General features: G+C 61.2%; 14 protein-coding genes and 1 tRNA gene. 5 read left to right on the forward strand and 10 right to left on the reverse strand.

Annotated features, from left to right (window positions below; all coding sequences use genetic code 11):
- The first annotated feature begins 26 nt into the window (after positions 1-26).
- Both SSPSH_RS03830 and SSPSH_RS03835 read left to right on the forward strand, forming a co-directional pair.
- On the forward strand, positions 27-578 hold the full coding sequence (locus tag SSPSH_RS03830; RefSeq protein WP_006912315.1) for a lipocalin family protein: 552 nt from the start codon (positions 27-29) through the stop codon (positions 576-578).
- Between the two features lie 72 nt (positions 579-650).
- Entirely contained in the window at positions 651-2,429 is a 1,779-nt protein-coding gene (locus SSPSH_RS03835) for an ABCB family ABC transporter ATP-binding protein/permease (protein ID WP_006912316.1), read from the forward strand.
- Positions 2,430-2,449: 20 nt separating this feature from the next.
- Here SSPSH_RS03835 and SSPSH_RS03840 read toward each other — a convergent pair whose 3' ends face one another.
- The 10 genes from SSPSH_RS03840 to SSPSH_RS03885 form a co-directional block, all read right to left on the reverse strand.
- Complete coding sequence (locus tag SSPSH_RS03840) at positions 2,450-3,634, reverse strand: MFS transporter (RefSeq protein WP_021031381.1); 1,185 nt, start codon at positions 3,632-3,634, stop codon at positions 2,450-2,452.
- Positions 3,635-3,808: 174 nt separating this feature from the next.
- Positions 3,809-4,690: a glycine betaine ABC transporter substrate-binding protein gene (locus SSPSH_RS03845; protein ID WP_006912318.1), complete on the reverse strand. Its 882-nt coding sequence runs from the start codon at positions 4,688-4,690 to the stop codon at positions 3,809-3,811.
- Between the two features lie 59 nt (positions 4,691-4,749).
- Positions 4,750-5,694 (reverse strand): ABC transporter permease, encoded by a 945-nt coding sequence (locus tag SSPSH_RS03850; RefSeq protein WP_006912319.1) that lies wholly within the window; start codon positions 5,692-5,694, stop codon positions 4,750-4,752.
- Positions 5,694-6,908 (reverse strand): glycine betaine/L-proline ABC transporter ATP-binding protein ProV, encoded by a 1,215-nt coding sequence (proV, locus tag SSPSH_RS03855; protein WP_006912320.1) that lies wholly within the window; start codon positions 6,906-6,908, stop codon positions 5,694-5,696. The genes SSPSH_RS03850 and proV overlap by 1 nt, the downstream gene beginning before the upstream one ends.
- 108 nt (positions 6,909-7,016) lie before the next feature.
- Positions 7,017-7,613: a GNAT family N-acetyltransferase gene (locus SSPSH_RS03860; RefSeq protein ID WP_006912321.1), complete on the reverse strand. Its 597-nt coding sequence runs from the start codon at positions 7,611-7,613 to the stop codon at positions 7,017-7,019.
- A 144-nt stretch (positions 7,614-7,757) separates the two neighbouring features.
- Positions 7,758-7,833: transfer RNA gene (locus SSPSH_RS03865), tRNA-Phe, on the reverse strand.
- A gap of 81 nt (positions 7,834-7,914) precedes the next feature.
- Positions 7,915-8,187: an oxidative damage protection protein gene (locus SSPSH_RS03870; protein WP_006912322.1), complete on the reverse strand. Its 273-nt coding sequence runs from the start codon at positions 8,185-8,187 to the stop codon at positions 7,915-7,917.
- The gene (mutY, locus tag SSPSH_RS03875) at positions 8,184-9,263 is read right to left on the reverse strand and encodes an A/G-specific adenine glycosylase (RefSeq protein ID WP_006912323.1); all 1,080 of its coding nucleotides are present in this window, start codon (positions 9,261-9,263) and stop codon (positions 8,184-8,186) included. Before mutY ends, SSPSH_RS03870 begins: the two co-directional genes overlap by 4 nt.
- On the reverse strand, positions 9,235-9,786 hold the full coding sequence (locus SSPSH_RS03880) for an SRPBCC family protein (RefSeq protein ID WP_006912324.1): 552 nt from the start codon (positions 9,784-9,786) through the stop codon (positions 9,235-9,237). The genes mutY and SSPSH_RS03880 overlap by 29 nt, the downstream gene beginning before the upstream one ends.
- 31 nt (positions 9,787-9,817) lie before the next feature.
- Positions 9,818-12,088 (reverse strand): AsmA family protein, encoded by a 2,271-nt coding sequence (locus tag SSPSH_RS03885; protein WP_006912325.1) that lies wholly within the window; start codon positions 12,086-12,088, stop codon positions 9,818-9,820.
- A gap of 213 nt (positions 12,089-12,301) precedes the next feature.
- Here SSPSH_RS03885 and thiS point away from each other — a divergent pair, with 213 nt between their 5' ends.
- The 3 genes from thiS to SSPSH_RS03900 all read left to right on the forward strand — a co-directional run bounded on the left by thiS (position 12,302) and on the right by SSPSH_RS03900 (position 14,964).
- Entirely contained in the window at positions 12,302-13,300 is a 999-nt protein-coding gene (thiS, locus tag SSPSH_RS03890) for a sulfur carrier protein ThiS (RefSeq protein ID WP_006912326.1), read from the forward strand.
- A gap of 67 nt (positions 13,301-13,367) precedes the next feature.
- Positions 13,368-14,051: a tRNA (guanosine(46)-N7)-methyltransferase TrmB gene (gene trmB, locus SSPSH_RS03895; RefSeq protein WP_006912327.1), complete on the forward strand. Its 684-nt coding sequence runs from the start codon at positions 13,368-13,370 to the stop codon at positions 14,049-14,051.
- 292 nt (positions 14,052-14,343) lie between these two features.
- A complete protein-coding gene (locus SSPSH_RS03900; protein ID WP_006912328.1) occupies positions 14,344-14,964 on the forward strand; it encodes a TRAP transporter small permease in 621 nt (206 codons plus the stop codon).
- Positions 14,965-14,977 lie beyond the last annotated feature (13 nt).

The following is a 14,977-nucleotide window of genomic DNA, read 5'->3' on the forward strand; positions in this document are numbered from 1 at the left end:
AACAATCTCGATAACGACACGTTCCGATGACAGCTCTCCAGAAGTTCACTGTTCTGCTTGCGCCGTTTTTGCTGGCCGCTTGCAGCCTGATGCCGCCCGCTGATTTCCCGGTCGAGGAGCAGGTCGATATCGACCGCTATATGGGCAAGTGGTATGTCATTGCCCATATTCCGCCGAGTGCGACGGAAAATGCCTACAACTCGATCGAGCGCTACGAGCAGACCGAACCCGGCAAGATCGAAACGACATTCACCTACCGCGAAGGCGGTTTCGACGGCGAACAGAAGACCATGCACCCGGTGGGCAGCGTGCTCGACGACACGAACAACGCCATCTGGGCGATGCGCTTCTACTGGGTACTGCGCATGCAGTACGTCATCTCGTATGTCGACGACGCCTACGAAACCACGATCGTGGCGCGCGACAAGCGCGACTATGTATGGATCATGGCGCGCACCCCGCAGATCGACGACGCAACCTACGATTCGCTCGTACAAAAAGTCGGCGACTACGGCTACGACACGTCCAAACTGCGCAAGGTGCCGCAACAGCCGCTCGACCAGCGCAACGACGGCTAGTTACAACAACCGCTCGAAGAAAACGAGACCGGGCCGGCTGGGTGACGCCGGCCCGTTCGCGTCTGGATTGAATTGAAAAACGACTCGACCGAAAACGAGGCGCCGCGCGACGAATGGCGCCGCCTGTCCAGGCTGTGGCCATACTTGTGGGAACATCGCGTGCGGGTCGCCGTGGCGCTGGTGTTTCTCATCGGCGCCAAGGGCGCGACAGTGCTGCTACCGATCGTACTCAAGCATATCGTCGATGCTCTGGATGCCAACGAAAGCGCACGTGTCGCACTGCCTGTGGTGCTATTGCTGGCCTACGGCGCGTTGCGGCTTGCCTCGGTATTGTTCGGCCAACTGCGCGACCTGGTATTCGGCCGGGTGACCGAGCGCGCCATGCGGCGGATCGCGCTGACCGTATTCGAGCATCTGCACGCGCTCGATATGGACTTTCATCTGTCGCGGCGCACCGGCGGGCTATCGCGGGATATCGAACGCGGTATTGGGGGCATCAGCTTTCTGCTGCGCTTCATGCTGTTCAATATCATTCCCACGCTGCTCGAGATCGCGCTCGTGGCGGGCATTCTGCTGTTCTACTACAGCGCATGGTTTGCCGTGATCGTGGTAGTCAGCGTGGTCATATATATCGCCGCGACGACGTTACTGACCGAATGGCGCACCCGCCATGTGCGCGAATCCAACCGGCTCGACGCACAGGCCAATACGCGTGCGGTCGACAGCCTGCTCAATTACGAAACGGTCAAATACTTCGGCAACGAACGCTATGAGGCCGACCGCTACGACCGCGAGCTGCGCGGCTGGGAAGCCGCCCTACGGCGTTCGCGGTTGTCGCTGGGTACGCTGAATACGATCCAGGCGACCGTGATCGCGATCGCTATCACGGCCATGATGATGCTGGCCGGCTCGCGTGTGGTTTCCGGCAACATGACCATCGGCGACCTGGTCATGGTCAATGCTTACATGATCCAACTGTTCGTGCCGCTGAATTTTCTGGGCTTCGTCTATCGCGAACTCAAGAAATCACTGGCCGATACGGCCCGGATGTTTCGTCTGCTTGACGTCGAGGCCGCCGTCGACGACGCGCCCCATGCCCAAGCGCTTGCCGCTACGCGCCCGGCCGTGCGTTTCGAGAACGTCCAGTTCGGCTATCACACCGAGCGCCAGATTCTGCGCGGTATCGATTTCACCATCGCGCCAGGCCGCAAGTTGGCGGTCGTCGGCCAGTCCGGCGCCGGCAAGTCGACGCTCGCACGGCTATTGTTCCGGTTTTACGATGTCGACGCCGGCCGCATTACCGTGGACGGTCAGGATATTCGCGATCTGACGCTGGCCAGCCTGCGCGACGCCATCGGCGTGGTGCCCCAGGATACGGTGTTGTTCAACGACACGATCGAATACAACATCGCCTACGGCCAACCGGACGCCGACCCAGAGGCGGTCGCGCGTGCAGCGCGTATGGCGCATCTGGACGGTCTGCTTGCACGGCTGCCGGACGGCATGAACACGCTCGTGGGCGAGCGCGGCCTCAAACTCTCCGGCGGTGAGAAACAGCGGATCGCCATCGCGCGTGCCATTCTCAAGAATCCGGCGATCCTGATTTTCGACGAGGCGACGTCGTCGCTCGACAGCCACGCCGAACAGGCCATCACATCCGCGCTGGCCGAACTGGCGGCCAACCACACCACACTGGTGATCGCCCATCGGCTGTCCACGGTCGTGGATGCCGACGAAATCGTGGTCATGGACGACGGCCGCATCATCGAACGCGGCCGTCATGCCGATCTGCTCGCCGCAGACGGCCACTACGCTGCAATGTGGCGGCTACAGCAACGCGAATCCGCCTAGCACCTGCTGCCGAAAACCGATCAATCCGATGCGCGACGACGAATGATCAGACCCGCCAGTGCTGCTGCGGCCAGTACGGCGACCGCTATCGAGAAACCGATACCGGCCGCTCGCAGGCCCAACATTTGGGCAGCGAGGCCGATACCCACCACGGGAATCGAGATCGCGATATAGAGCACTACGAAAAACGTTGATGCGACTTCGCCGCGGCGCGCGGGCGGACTCGCGGCAGTCACAGCGCCCATGCCGGCACGAAACGCCACGCCCTGGCCGATACCGGCCACGATCGCACCCGTGACCAGCACCATCAGCGACGACATGACGATAGCCATCGCAACCAGTGCGATGCCGATAATCAAGCCGATACAACCCAGCGGCAGGCGCCACTTTTGCGGCAACCGGGCCTGGCCGATCTGGCCCACCGTCGACGCCACGAACAGCAGGAATACCACCGCGCCGGTCAGGGCGTGGTTGTCATAGTTCAGGATCTTACCCATGAAAGCCGGAGCGATGGCGGTGAACAAACCGAGCACCGAAAATCCGGCGAAGCCGGCAATCGCAGCCGGTATGAAAACACCGCGCACTTCGGGCGGTACCTGTAAGGACTGGATTCGCAGGCGTGGCCGTGCCGGGCGTTCGGCCGTTTCCGGCACCAGCGCGATGGCCATACCGGCGATCGCGATCAGCACGAGATCGGCCACGAAGCAAAGCGTGAGCGGCGCGGGCAGATACTGCGACAACACACCGGCGAACAACGGCCCTAGCCCCAGGCCGCCCATATTCGCCGCCGTCGCGATCAGAGTAGCGCTGCCCGCCCAAGCCGCCGGCGCCAGCTCGACAACGGCCACGGTGGCCGTGCCGGTAAATATGCCCGCCGAAATGCCGGATAGCACACGCCCGAGCAACAGCGGCGCCAGACCACCGCCCCAGAGAAATGCACAGGCGCTCGCTGCCGAAAAAATGAGGCCAAGGGCTAGCATGGGCCGACGTCCGAGCTGATCCGACCAGCTGCCCGTGACAATCAGCGCGCTGATCACGCCCACCGCATAAGCCGCGAAAATCACGGTGATGATCAGCTGCGAAAAACCCAGTTCTGCCTGATAAATCGGATAGAGCGGGGTCGGCAGCGTCGTGCCCATCATGGTGACGACGAACGTCATGGCCGCACCAAAAAAGAGCACTGCGGAGCGATTCGACTCGGTCATTTAATCATCCTGTTCAATAAACCGCCAGCACGTGCCCCGTCGGCACGACGCCACCCGTAAACCAGGCGCGGAGGCTAACAGCCTTCATCATGCAACGACATCAATCGCCGACGAGCGCGCACGAAAAAGGCCCGGCAATGCCGGGCCTTCCTGAGCGATCGATTTACCGCAAGATCAGCTTTGTTCGAACCAGCCTTCGATCTGCTCACCGTTTTCTTCGATATAGGTCTGGATGGCTTCTTCGTAGCTCGTTTTCTGGGCTTCATCCATCGCGGCCTGGAGATCTTCCAGGTTCAGCTTGTAGTTGCTCAGAAAAGCCGCGACTTCGGGATAGTCTTTCTTGAAGCCCTTACGCGCAATCACGTCGACATGCTGTGCTTCGCCGAGCGTGCCTTTCGGATCGTCGAGAAAACGCAGGTCCCAGCGGCCAAACATCCAGTGCGGCGTCCAACCGGTGACCACGATCCACTCGTCACGCTTTTCCGCGCGCGCCAAAGCCGCCGTCATGGCCGCACCACTGGCCGATACCAGGCGGTAGTCGCCGAGTCCGTATTCCTCCATCGTGTCATTCGACAGTTGCATCAGGCCGGCGCCCGGGTCGATGCCCTGGATCTTGCCATCGAGCTTTTCTTGGACCTCAGCTTTCTTGAGATCCTCGATCGATGCCACCTGATCTTCCGGCACATAGCTCGGTACGACCCAGCCTAAACGCGCGCCTTCGTACATCGTCCCCAGATTGTCGACATCGTCCTTGACGCGATCCATGTAGTCAGCGTGCGTATCCGGCAACCAGGCCATGAGCATGGCATCGAGATCGCCGTTGGCCACGCCCTGATACTGCACGCCGATCGCCGACAGCGTGAGCTTGACGTTGTAATCGGTGTGCTCCTCGATGACCTGCTTGGCGAGCTTGGTGATGAACTCGGCGTCCGACCAGGCGGTCCAGCCGAATTCGATCGTATCGTCTGCGGCCTGGGCCGAGCCCATGGCGCCGAACGTTAGGCTCGCGGCCATCGCCGCGGTGCCCAGCCAGTGTTTGAATGAATGCTTATGCATGGTTGTGGTCTCCCTTCGAATGATTCATTGCCTGATAACACGCGCCCCCGCGCGTTATCTCAGTTGCTGCGCGCGCCTTCCCCGCGCGCGAAAAACTGCTTTAATCGTGTGGTGATCGCTGTGCGCTGGCGACTGCGCTGCGCGAAACTCTGAGTAAGACGATCGAGGATGATCGCGAGGATCACCACGCCGAGCCCGCCTTCGAAACCCGTCCCCAGCCGCAGCTGTTGAATGCCGGCAAGCACCGGATCTCCCAGGCCACCCGCGCCGATCATGGATGCGATCACTACCATCGACAGCGCCAGCATGATGGTCTGATTGATACCAGCCATGATCGAGGGCAATGCCAGCGGCAACTCCACCTTGAACAGTAGTTGCAACGGATTGCAGCCAAAAGCGCGCCCGGCTTCGACGTTTTCAGCCGGCACCTGGCGAATACCCAGATTCATCATGCGCACCGCCGGCGGCATGGAGAAAATCACCGTTGCAATCGTGCCGGGCACACGGCCCGTGCCGAAAAAGATCACCGCCGGAATGAGGTATACGAACGCGGGCAGCGTCTGCATGAAATCCAGCACCGGCCGCACGGTGGCAGCAAGCAGATCGCTTTTGGCCATCGCCACACCGAGCGGCAAGCCCAGCCCGAGTGCGGCTAGCGTCGCCGCGATCACGAGGCCCAGCGTATCCATGGACTCGGGCCACAGATCCATGCCCAGCACGACATACAGGCCAACGAGGACAAACAACGCGAACTGCCAACCCACGCGCCAGAGCGCGAGGATCGCCAGCACGCCAAATACCAACTGCGGCGGCAGATAATTGAAGAACGTGGTCAGGTTGTCGGCAACGAAACTGATTGCATTGGCGATGGCGGTAAAGAACAGGTCGAAATGCGCCTGCATGAAATCGACAACCGCCGTGAAACCTTCGCCGATTGGCAGGTCGACCACGAACGCTTCCTTGAGCGCTTGCCAGAACGAGCCGATACCGGCTTGCAGACTCATCATGCTGCCCCTTTATCCGTACGATCGAGCGTATGCAGCAGCGTCGCTCGTGAAATCGAACCCTTGTAGCGCCCGTTTTCATCCACGACCGGCACCGGATACGCGCTTTCTGCGACCTGGGTCATGAGTTCGGTCAACGGGGTATCGGCAGACACCGGCTGGATGTCGTTTATAAAGGCATCTTCGATACGCCCTTCATCGCGCCGGCCCAGGCTGTCGATACAGGCCATAAGCGAATCGACGCTCACCACCCCTTGATAGGCGCGGCCGCGATCGTGCACCACGGCGGCCGAACCGTCGTACTCGCGCAAACGCTCCAGTGCTGCGCGCACGCTCACGCCCGGGCGTTCCATGACCGTGACCTGATCGCGGCGGGCCACATCGGCCGCAGTGAACACATGACTGACATCGACCCCGCGAAAGAACGAGCGCACGTATTCATTAGCCGGTTCGCGCACGATTTCCTCGGGCGTACCCACCTGAACAACCGTACCGCCCTGCATGATCGCTATGCGATCGCCCACACGCATGGCTTCGTCCAGATCGTGGGTGATAAACACGACGGTGCGTGCATGCTCCGACTGTAGCCGAAGCAGCTCATCCTGCATTTCGGTGCGGATCAACGGATCGAGCGCCGAAAATGCCTCGTCCATCAACAGAATGCCGGGATTGACCGCGAGCGCGCGCGCCAGGCCGACACGCTGTTTCATGCCACCGGAGAGCTCGTCGGGATAACTGTGGGCATTGGCCTTGAGGCCAACGGCATCCAGAGCCGCCAGCGCCGTTTCCTCGCGCTGTTCGCGCGCGACGCCAGCGACCGCCAACCCAAACGCGGTGTTTTCAAGCACGCTTTGGTGCGGCATGAGCGCAAACGATTGGAACACCATGCTGATCTCGCGACGACGCAGCGCGATAAGCTGCTTGTGCGTCATTCGCGTGATGTCCTGACCGTCGATACGAACCGAGCCTGCGGTGGGCTCGATCAGGCGGTTGAGCATTCGTACGAGCGTGGATTTGCCGGAGCCGGAGAGCCCCATGACCACGAATATCTCGCCTTCCTCAACGTCGAAGCTGGCATCGGACACGCCCACCGTCATGCCGGTGGCGGCAAAGATCTCGTCCTTTGTCTGCCCTTTTTCGATGCGTTCCAGCGCGCGTTTCGGGTGCGCACCGAAAACCTTATAGACATGCTCTACCGATAATTTAGTGTTCAAACGCGTCCCCCCAACGCCTGCCGTGAAGCTGACCTTACCCTAACGCAAGTTTCACACCAGTGTCGCGAACACCGTCCGCGACCAGGCGACCGAGCCGGTCTGCGACGCTCAGTGGAGTGCGCGTATCCAAAAGGTCAGACGCTTATCGGTTTCTTCGCGCTGATCGATATCGCGCCAACGATAAAACGCGTTGATATCGTCTCGACGCGCAAAACCGCGACGCTGCCAGAACGCATCCAGCGGCTGGTAGCCGGCCGGTCGCAAGGGGTGCTCTTCCGGCCGCTGAACCGCACAAAAACAGGCGTGCGAGAAATCGCCGGCCTGCTTTGCCCAAGCCTCGCGTTCGTCGAAAAACCGGTGCCCGAGCCCGTGCCCGCGGTAGTTCGACAACAACAACGATTCGCCGAAATAGAATACCCGTGCGACATCGAAGCCAGCATCGGCAAGCGGCTTTCGAAACGCAGGTTCTTCGTCTTGCAGCGGCAACGCAGTCGTCGCGCCCACGAGCTGACCGCTGTCGTGTACCAGAAATGCGAGCGAGCGCGATGAGTTCACGTAGGTGGCCAGATAATCGCGCTCGTAGTCGATATCGCCATCGTAGAGATAAGGGAAATCCCGAAACACGCGGATACGCAATGCCGCGAGTTCGTCCACATAGGGCTGAATTTCGCTGCCGCTGCAGCGGGTCGTCGTCAGTTGCGTCATCGCGCCTGTGCCTGCCGGTTTACCTCAACGCGAGTGTAAAACGCCGGACAAGACACATCCACGCGAAAAGCTTCGGATGCCGCGATCGAATCGGCGGCATTGCGCTACGGCGCAATCGAGCCTTAACAACGAGGGGATGAAGAATGGTGGCCGGAGGTGGAATCGAACCACCGACACTGCGATTTTCAGTCGCATGCTCTACCAACTGAGCTATCCGGCCAGATCGTGCAAGGCGATCTTGAAGAGCGCGTATTAAACCGATCCTCGCGCCTAACGTCAACCTCGGAGAGGTTCGATCAGGCTACTGTTCGGGCGGTACGTAGTGCGTTTCGGCGGTCTCGCCGCTACCGAAGAAATACTCTTCGGTTTGTTCCATCAGGAACTCGCGCGCTTTCGGGTCGGCCAGGTGCAGGCCGTATTCGTTGATCAGGCGCGTCTGTTCGGTCATCCATTGCTGCCACGCTTGCATCGACACATGCTCGTAGATGCGTTGGCCAAGCTCGCCGGGCAACGGCGGGCGCGGCAAGCCTTCGGCTTCTTGATCGAGTTTGACGCAGTGTACGGTGTGGCTCATAGCGCTAGCGTTTGTTGCGGGCTGTCCAGAAGCTTTGCGATGGGTGCCGGCACGCCGGGGCGTGCAGTTGCGGCAAACCATTGCAGCGAAGCGTCCATGATACGTGCCCTGTCTCCGGCCTGTACACGTGTGGCATGAATCCGCAGTTCGAAATGGGTGAAACCGTGATGGATGGGCTGGAGTTCCCGCACGTTTTCCACGCTCAAACCCAAACGCCTTTCACACAGCACCGAGATATCAGCATCGACCGCAACTTCGGGCAGGCTCCATAGGCCGCCCCATATGCCGGCCGGCGGGCGTTTTTCCAACAGCACACGATTGGCTTCGTCCATCACGACCAGCACCCGGGTTTCGTGCTGTGGGCGTTTGGCGCGCTTGCGTGGTGCCGGGATGCGTGTCTGGCTACCATTCGCATAGGCATGGCATCGATCGGCCAGCGGGCACCGCTCGCAGTCGGGGCGACTTCGTGTGCACAGCGTAGCCCCGAGGTCCATTATGGCTTGCGTGTAATCGATGACACGTACACGCGGCGTATAGCGCTCGGCCAGCTGCCAGAGCGGTTTCTCATAGGCCGAGGTACCGGGCTTGGCCTCCAGCGCCGCCAGACGCGCGATCACACGCTTGGCATTGCCATCGAGTATCGGCGCCCACACGCCGAAGGCCTGTGCGGCGATCGCACCGGCTGTGGAACGGCCGATGCCGGGTAGCGCCATCAGCTCGTCCACCGTGCGCGGGAACTCACCGGCGTATTCGGCAACGATGGCCTTTGCCGCCGCATGCAGATTGCGCGCCCGGGCGTAGTAGCCAAGCCCGGCCCAATGCGCCATCACATCATCGTTCGACGCGGCGGCCAGCGTATGGACGTCGGGAAAATGGGCCATGAAGGCGTTGAAATAACCGATGACTGTGGCCACCTGAGTCTGCTGCAGCATGACCTCAGCCACCCAGACGCGATATGCGGTGCGCGGATGCTGCCATGGCAGGTCGTGACGACCATGGGCATCGAACCAGGTCAGCAACGCACCGGCTATTGCCTCGGGCGCGCGCTCAGTTGCCGGATTCGGTTTCGTCGTCATAATCGCTGGCAAGACGTTCGATGGATTCGGCAGTCACACGCGCCTGGCGCCGCAGTTCGCGCGCGATCAGATACGGACCGATCAACGGCGGCACCCAGAAGCCCGGCTCGATCTCGGCGTCGAAAACCAGACGCGCCGCGTTCGCACCCTCGGCGCTGATTTGCCAGTCGGCATGGCCTCGCTTGAGATCACCCGCACCGGGCACGACCTGCATCGTGATCGCGTCCGGTGGTGTTTCTTCGTAGCGCATCACCTGTTTGATCTGCTTGCAGAACAACGCAACGCACAAACGGATGTTCGAACGCAGCCGCGAGCCGGGCAAACGCTTGCTGCTGATAATGCTCGGATTGAACTCGGGCAGACGTTCATAGTCGCTCGCCGCGCGAAACGCGTGCACGGATGACACCGACAGCACCATCGATGCCGCGATCGTATAGCGCGTGTCATCGCGCTCGACCTGCATGCGCTCGATCGTGACCGCCGCGGCTTGGCCCGCCACGGCCAGCGCGATCACGGCGCCCATGAGCAGCGTGCGCGCGCAGCGCGGCCCGCGCTCACTCCGACGAGGAATCGGCGCTCTCTGGCGAGGCGTTGGCCGCTTCGCCCGAATCGGACTCGGCCTTGGCGGCCTTCTTGCTGCCACCGAAAAGGCTGTTCAAGCCTTTCTCGATGCGCGCACGAGTATCGGCATCGACTTCCTTACCTCGTTTTTCGAGTTTCTCGCGTACTTTGTCCTGCAGCTTTTCCTTCTCCTCGCTCAGCCGCTTCTCGGCAGCCCCGCGCAGGGCAGTACCCACATCGAGGCTATAGTTCGGCGACATCAGGTTGCCGGTGAGCTTGATCGGTACGCTCAACCCGGCCAGCTCGCTGAGTTTGCCGGAGGCATCGTCCGGCACGACGGCGGCCACGGTGTAGTCCAGCGCATTGTCGGCAAGATCGTAGCTGCCCGAGCCAGTCGCTTCGAGCACGCGCGTAACCAGTTGCAGATCCTTGCCTGCGAGCACGCCGTCGCTGACTGCGAACGAGGCCGCGAAGCGATTGAACGGTGTCTGCTCCTCACGACCGATACCGTTGTTTTTCGCAGCGACGTCGCCGTCGCCCAGGCGGGCGCGTGCCGCGGCGATCAGCTGGCCGAGATTGAATCCGTTGAACGTGCCATCACGCAGATCGAAGCTCACATTACCGTTGAGCGCACGCTTCATCGAGGCCACCTGCTTGCCCGCGCTCGTGATATCGACGCTCATGTTGGCGAGCGCGGCGACACGATCGGTATCGGCCACATCCTTGAGCAGCGGCTGAAACTGCAAGCCGTTGAGATTGCCCTTGAGCGCATAGCGCGGCGTGTCTTTCGATGCATCCACGCGTGCGTTGACACGCACATTGCCGTCGTAAAGATCGGCGGTGAGCGGTTCGATGGTCAGCACTCCATCGCGCGCTGCCACCGTGAGCTCGGCATGCGTGACTTCAATATTGGCAGCCGTCAGCGAGCCAGCCGAAAGCTGACCGTCCAGACGCAGATCCTTGAGGACGGACAGATCGATTTCGGCGGCTTTTTGTTTATCGCCGCCGCCGGTTTCGGCTGGCTGTTCGCTTTTCGCCTGCTCGGCGCTGCCCGGCGGCAGATAATCATCGACGTTGAGTTCGTCCAGATCGAGATCGAACTTGAACGCAGGCCGATCGAAATTTTCGACACTTGCCGAGCCTTTGAGCGAGCTGTCATCGAGTGTCGCGAGTATCTGTTTGAATTCGGCGCGCTTGTCGTTGATATCGAACTGCGCATCGAAGCCTGCCGATGACAGCGCGCCGGATTTCTGCGTGGCCGGCGCATCGATGGCCAGCTCGTTCATCACCGCGCGCGGATCAAAACGCTTGACCGTGACCCGGCCCGCATACGAGGGCTGGGCATTCAGGCCGGTGCCGTCCAAATTGGCGGTCACGTTCAAACCGGCCCCTTGGAATGTCATCCCAGAGAGTTTCAAGCGCCCCTCGGCCGCGTCGTATTCGCCGTTGCCGGAAAGCGACGCCTGCTGCTTGCCGTTGGGCACCGCGTCCCCGGCCGCCAGTACATTGAAGCTGAGATTGGAGAACCGATAGAACTGGTCGGCGATATTGGGTTCGACGCGCGCTACCACGTTGAAATCGGCGGTCAGCTTTTCACCCGGCGCGGCCAGATCACCGGAAAACTCGGTGCGTACGGGCTGCCCGTCAACCAGTCGGCCGGTCGACAGCTTTACATCGGTCAGACGATAGTCGGCGCCGGTGGTGGCATCCTGCCAAGACACGGCGGCATCCGAGATATCGATCGCACCAATCTGAAGCGATTCCAGGGTAAAGCCGCCAGGCGTGCGTGTACCGGTATCCGTGTCATCGGGTGCTTCGGTCTGTTCAGCCTCTTCGGCCTCGGCCTGGCCTTCGCTCAGACGCTCGCTGATATCGGCCCAGTTGCTGCGGCCATCGGCGTTGCGCGCCAAGCGCAGGCGCAATCCATTGAGGCTGACCGTGCCCACCTCGATCTCGCGCGTAATCAACGGCAGCAGTTTGACGCTGATTTCAGCCGAATTCATTTCGGCCATGGGCTTGTCGCCAAAGCCCTCGGCATTGGCCACCTCGACCCGGCCAAGTTCCAGGCCCAACCACGGAAACACCGACAAGCCGATATCCCCGCTGATATTCACCTCGCGGCCGATCTGGCGCTCGATGGCAGCGTTGATCTGGGGCTTGTAGTCGTTGGGGTCGAGAATCAGCGGCAGCGCGATGACCGCCACCACGATCAACGCAACGAGCACGCCCAACACGGCAAGCAGAATGCGGAAAGTACGTTTCATGCGGGCAAGGCCATACTGAAATTATCGAAGCGGCGCGATACGCGTTGCGGACTAGGCGAGTAGACCACGCATCGCCGCGGCGCGTTCCTCGCGAACGATGGCGCTTGAACACCGGCCGGCGCAAGTCGCATGCAGCCATGAGGCGCGTTATTCTAGCGCGTCTCGACAGGCGAGACGGCCTGCTCATCACTTTCGACAACGTCAGATAACATCATGCAGATCGAAGTCAACGGTGCACCCACCCAGTGCGCGGAGCATGCCACGCTCGCGCAACTGGTCAGCAATCTAGGCTATGGCGATCAGCGTATCGCCGTCGAGCATAATGGGCAGATCGTGCCCCGCGACCGTTACGAACAGACGATGATCGCGCCCGGCGATACGCTGGAAATCGTGCAGGCCATCGGCGGCGGCCAGGCGATTGCCGAATCCGACCAGCTCACCATCGCCGGGCGCAAATTCGAATCACGGCTGCTCGTGGGTACCGGCAAGTATGCCAATCTCGATGAAGCCGACGCCTCGATCCGGGCCTCGGGCGCTGAAATCGTAACACTGGCGATCCGGCGCACGCCGGCCTTGAACGATCCCGAGGCGGCCAAAAAGCGCAACCTGCTCGATATCATCCCGCCCGAGAAATACACCCTGCTACCGAACACCGCCGGCTGCTACAGCGCGGAAGACGCGGTACGCACATGTCGCATGGCACGTGAACTGTTAGATGGCCACAATCTGGTCAAGCTCGAAGTCCTGGGCGACAAGAAAACCCTCTACCCCGACATGAGCGAAACGCTCGTCGCCGCCCAGCAACTGGTCGACGATGGTTTCGAGGTCATGGTCTATACCAGCGACGACCCGATTGCCGCGCGCCGGCTGGAAGACATCGGCTGTGTCGCGATCATGCCGCTGGCGGGGCCAATCGGCTCCGGGCTGGGTATTCAGAATCGTTACAACGTGATCGAGATCGTCGAGAACGCCAATGTGCCGGTGCTAGTCGATGCCGGTGTAGGCACGGCCTCGGACGCATCGATTGCCATGGAAATGGGTTGCGACGGCGTGCTCATGAATTCGGCTATCGCCCATGCGAACAAGCCGATTCTCATGGCCCAGGCCATGCGCCATGCCGTGATTGCCGGTCGTATGGCGTTTCTCGCCGGGCGCATGCCGCGCCGACGCTACGCCTCCGCGTCTTCGCCGATGACCGACCTGCCCTTCTAAGCCTCCTTCTATTGCCTGCGCTCACGGCCGACCACGGCCGCGGGCGCGCCACGCGAGATCGCACGACGTGAACACGACGCACGAACGCCGTATCCGCAGCTTCGTACGCCGCGAAGGCCGTCTGACCAGCGGACAACAAAAAAATCTCGATCTGCTGTGGCCACGTTACGGCTTGTCGATGCCCGATGCACCGATCGACTGGGCCCGTGAGTTCGGCCGCGAGGCGCCGCGTACACTTGAAATCGGCTTCGGCGCCGGCGAAGTGCTGGCCGACCTTGCGACCCGATACCCCGATGAGGATTTCATCGGTATCGAGGTCTATCTCACCGGCGTCGGGAGATTGCTCGGGGCGGTCGATGACGCCGCGGCGTCGAACGTTCGAGTATTCAATCTCGACGCCGTCGAAGTGCTTGCAACAGCTTTTGCCAACGCCAGCCTCGATAACGTGCTGCTCTATTTTCCGGATCCGTGGCCCAAGAAGCGCCACCACAAGCGGCGTATCGTTCAGCCCGGTTTCGCCAACGAAATTGCGCGCGTGCTCAAACCCGGCGGCCTGTGGCGGTTGGCCACGGACTGGGCCAACTACGCCGAGCACATGCGCGAAGTGCTCGATGCGCACGCATCGTTCGAGAACGTCGGCGATCGGGAGGGCTTTGTAAGCGAACCACCGCGTACCGGCACCCGTTTCGAAGCCAGAGGACTCCGCAAGGGCCACGCTGTATTCGACATGGCCTATCGCCGTCTGCCCTAGGCATTCGATCGCCGTTGGCAGGCCAAACAGGGCCGGGCGAACGGCACGCCCGACGGCGCATGGCATCGCTTTTGCTAGCCGTAACACGCCATACGCGATGGTCGCGGCCAACGCGGCTGTTGTCCGAATGGCGAGTAGCGCCGGCTAAACGATGCCTGTACCGTCAAAAAGGACATCGGGCACAACGACCGACGTTATTGCTACCAGGGTTCGCGCAAGGTCGACATACAGATCGGCAGACTAAAACGCATCAGCCGGTGGTAGTCAGGGCGAATGAACGCGAGGCGGACATATGAGCGAAGACAACGCCGGCCAAGCCGGGAACCGCAACATTCTTCTATCGGCACTCAACGCGATCGATCAGGCCTTCGGCTGGCTTGAGCGCGTTGTCGTCGCCGGCAGCGTACTGATCATGGCAGGGCTGATGAGTGCCCATGTCGTGGGCAATCTGCTTTTCGATCGCGGCATTCCCGGCACGTACGAAGTCACCGAAATGCTGATCGTGGTGATGACGTTCGTCGGCGTCGGCTATGCCGCACGGTGCGCCCGGCATATCAGCATGTCGGCTATCTACGACCAGCTCAGTGGCTGGGCACGCAAGGCGATGCTGATCGTCATCTGTCTGGGTACCGGCGCGCTGATGTTCTATTTCGCCTATAAATCGGCCCAGTACGACATCACGCTCTACGAACGTGGCCGGGCCAGCTCATCGCTCGGTGTGCCGCTATGGATGGTCAATCTGGCGCTACCGATCGGCTTCACGCTGGCGGGCGTGCAGTACTTGCTCACTATCGTTCGCAACCTGATCAGCGACGATATCTATCGGTCGTTCAACGAAAAAGAAGAATATTCCGACATCCCGCTCGACGATAGCGGACAGACCCATACCAGCCAAGAGCCGCACGGCGTTTGATGCCCGTACGCTT

The organism is Salinisphaera shabanensis E1L3A (assembly GCF_000215955.2).
GTDB classification, from domain to species: domain Bacteria; phylum Pseudomonadota; class Gammaproteobacteria; order Nevskiales; family Salinisphaeraceae; genus Salinisphaera; species Salinisphaera shabanensis.

Excerpts from the sequence above, each read along its gene's own strand:
- SSPSH_RS03830 (WP_006912315.1), top strand. The coding sequence starts at position 27 with ATGACAGCTCTCCAGAAGTTCACTGTTCTGCTTGCGCCGTTTTTGCTG.
- SSPSH_RS03840 (WP_021031381.1), bottom strand. The coding sequence starts at position 3,634 with ATGACCGAGTCGAATCGCTCCGCAGTGCTCTTTTTTGGTGCGGCCATG.
- SSPSH_RS03845 (WP_006912318.1), bottom strand. The coding sequence starts at position 4,690 with ATGCATAAGCATTCATTCAAACACTGGCTGGGCACCGCGGCGATGGCC.
- SSPSH_RS03850 (WP_006912319.1), bottom strand. The coding sequence starts at position 5,694 with ATGAGTCTGCAAGCCGGTATCGGCTCGTTCTGGCAAGCGCTCAAGGAA.
- SSPSH_RS03860 (WP_006912321.1), bottom strand. The coding sequence starts at position 7,613 with ATGACGCAACTGACGACGACCCGCTGCAGCGGCAGCGAAATTCAGCCC.
- SSPSH_RS03870 (WP_006912322.1), bottom strand. The coding sequence starts at position 8,187 with ATGAGCCACACCGTACACTGCGTCAAACTCGATCAAGAAGCCGAAGGC.
- mutY (WP_006912323.1), bottom strand. The coding sequence starts at position 9,263 with ATGACGACGAAACCGAATCCGGCAACTGAGCGCGCGCCCGAGGCAATA.
- SSPSH_RS03880 (WP_006912324.1), bottom strand. The coding sequence starts at position 9,786 with ATGGGCGCCGTGATCGCGCTGGCCGTGGCGGGCCAAGCCGCGGCGGTC.
- SSPSH_RS03885 (WP_006912325.1), bottom strand. The coding sequence starts at position 12,088 with ATGAAACGTACTTTCCGCATTCTGCTTGCCGTGTTGGGCGTGCTCGTT.
- thiS (WP_006912326.1), top strand. The coding sequence starts at position 12,302 with ATGCAGATCGAAGTCAACGGTGCACCCACCCAGTGCGCGGAGCATGCC.
- SSPSH_RS03900 (WP_006912328.1), top strand. The coding sequence starts at position 14,344 with ATGAGCGAAGACAACGCCGGCCAAGCCGGGAACCGCAACATTCTTCTA.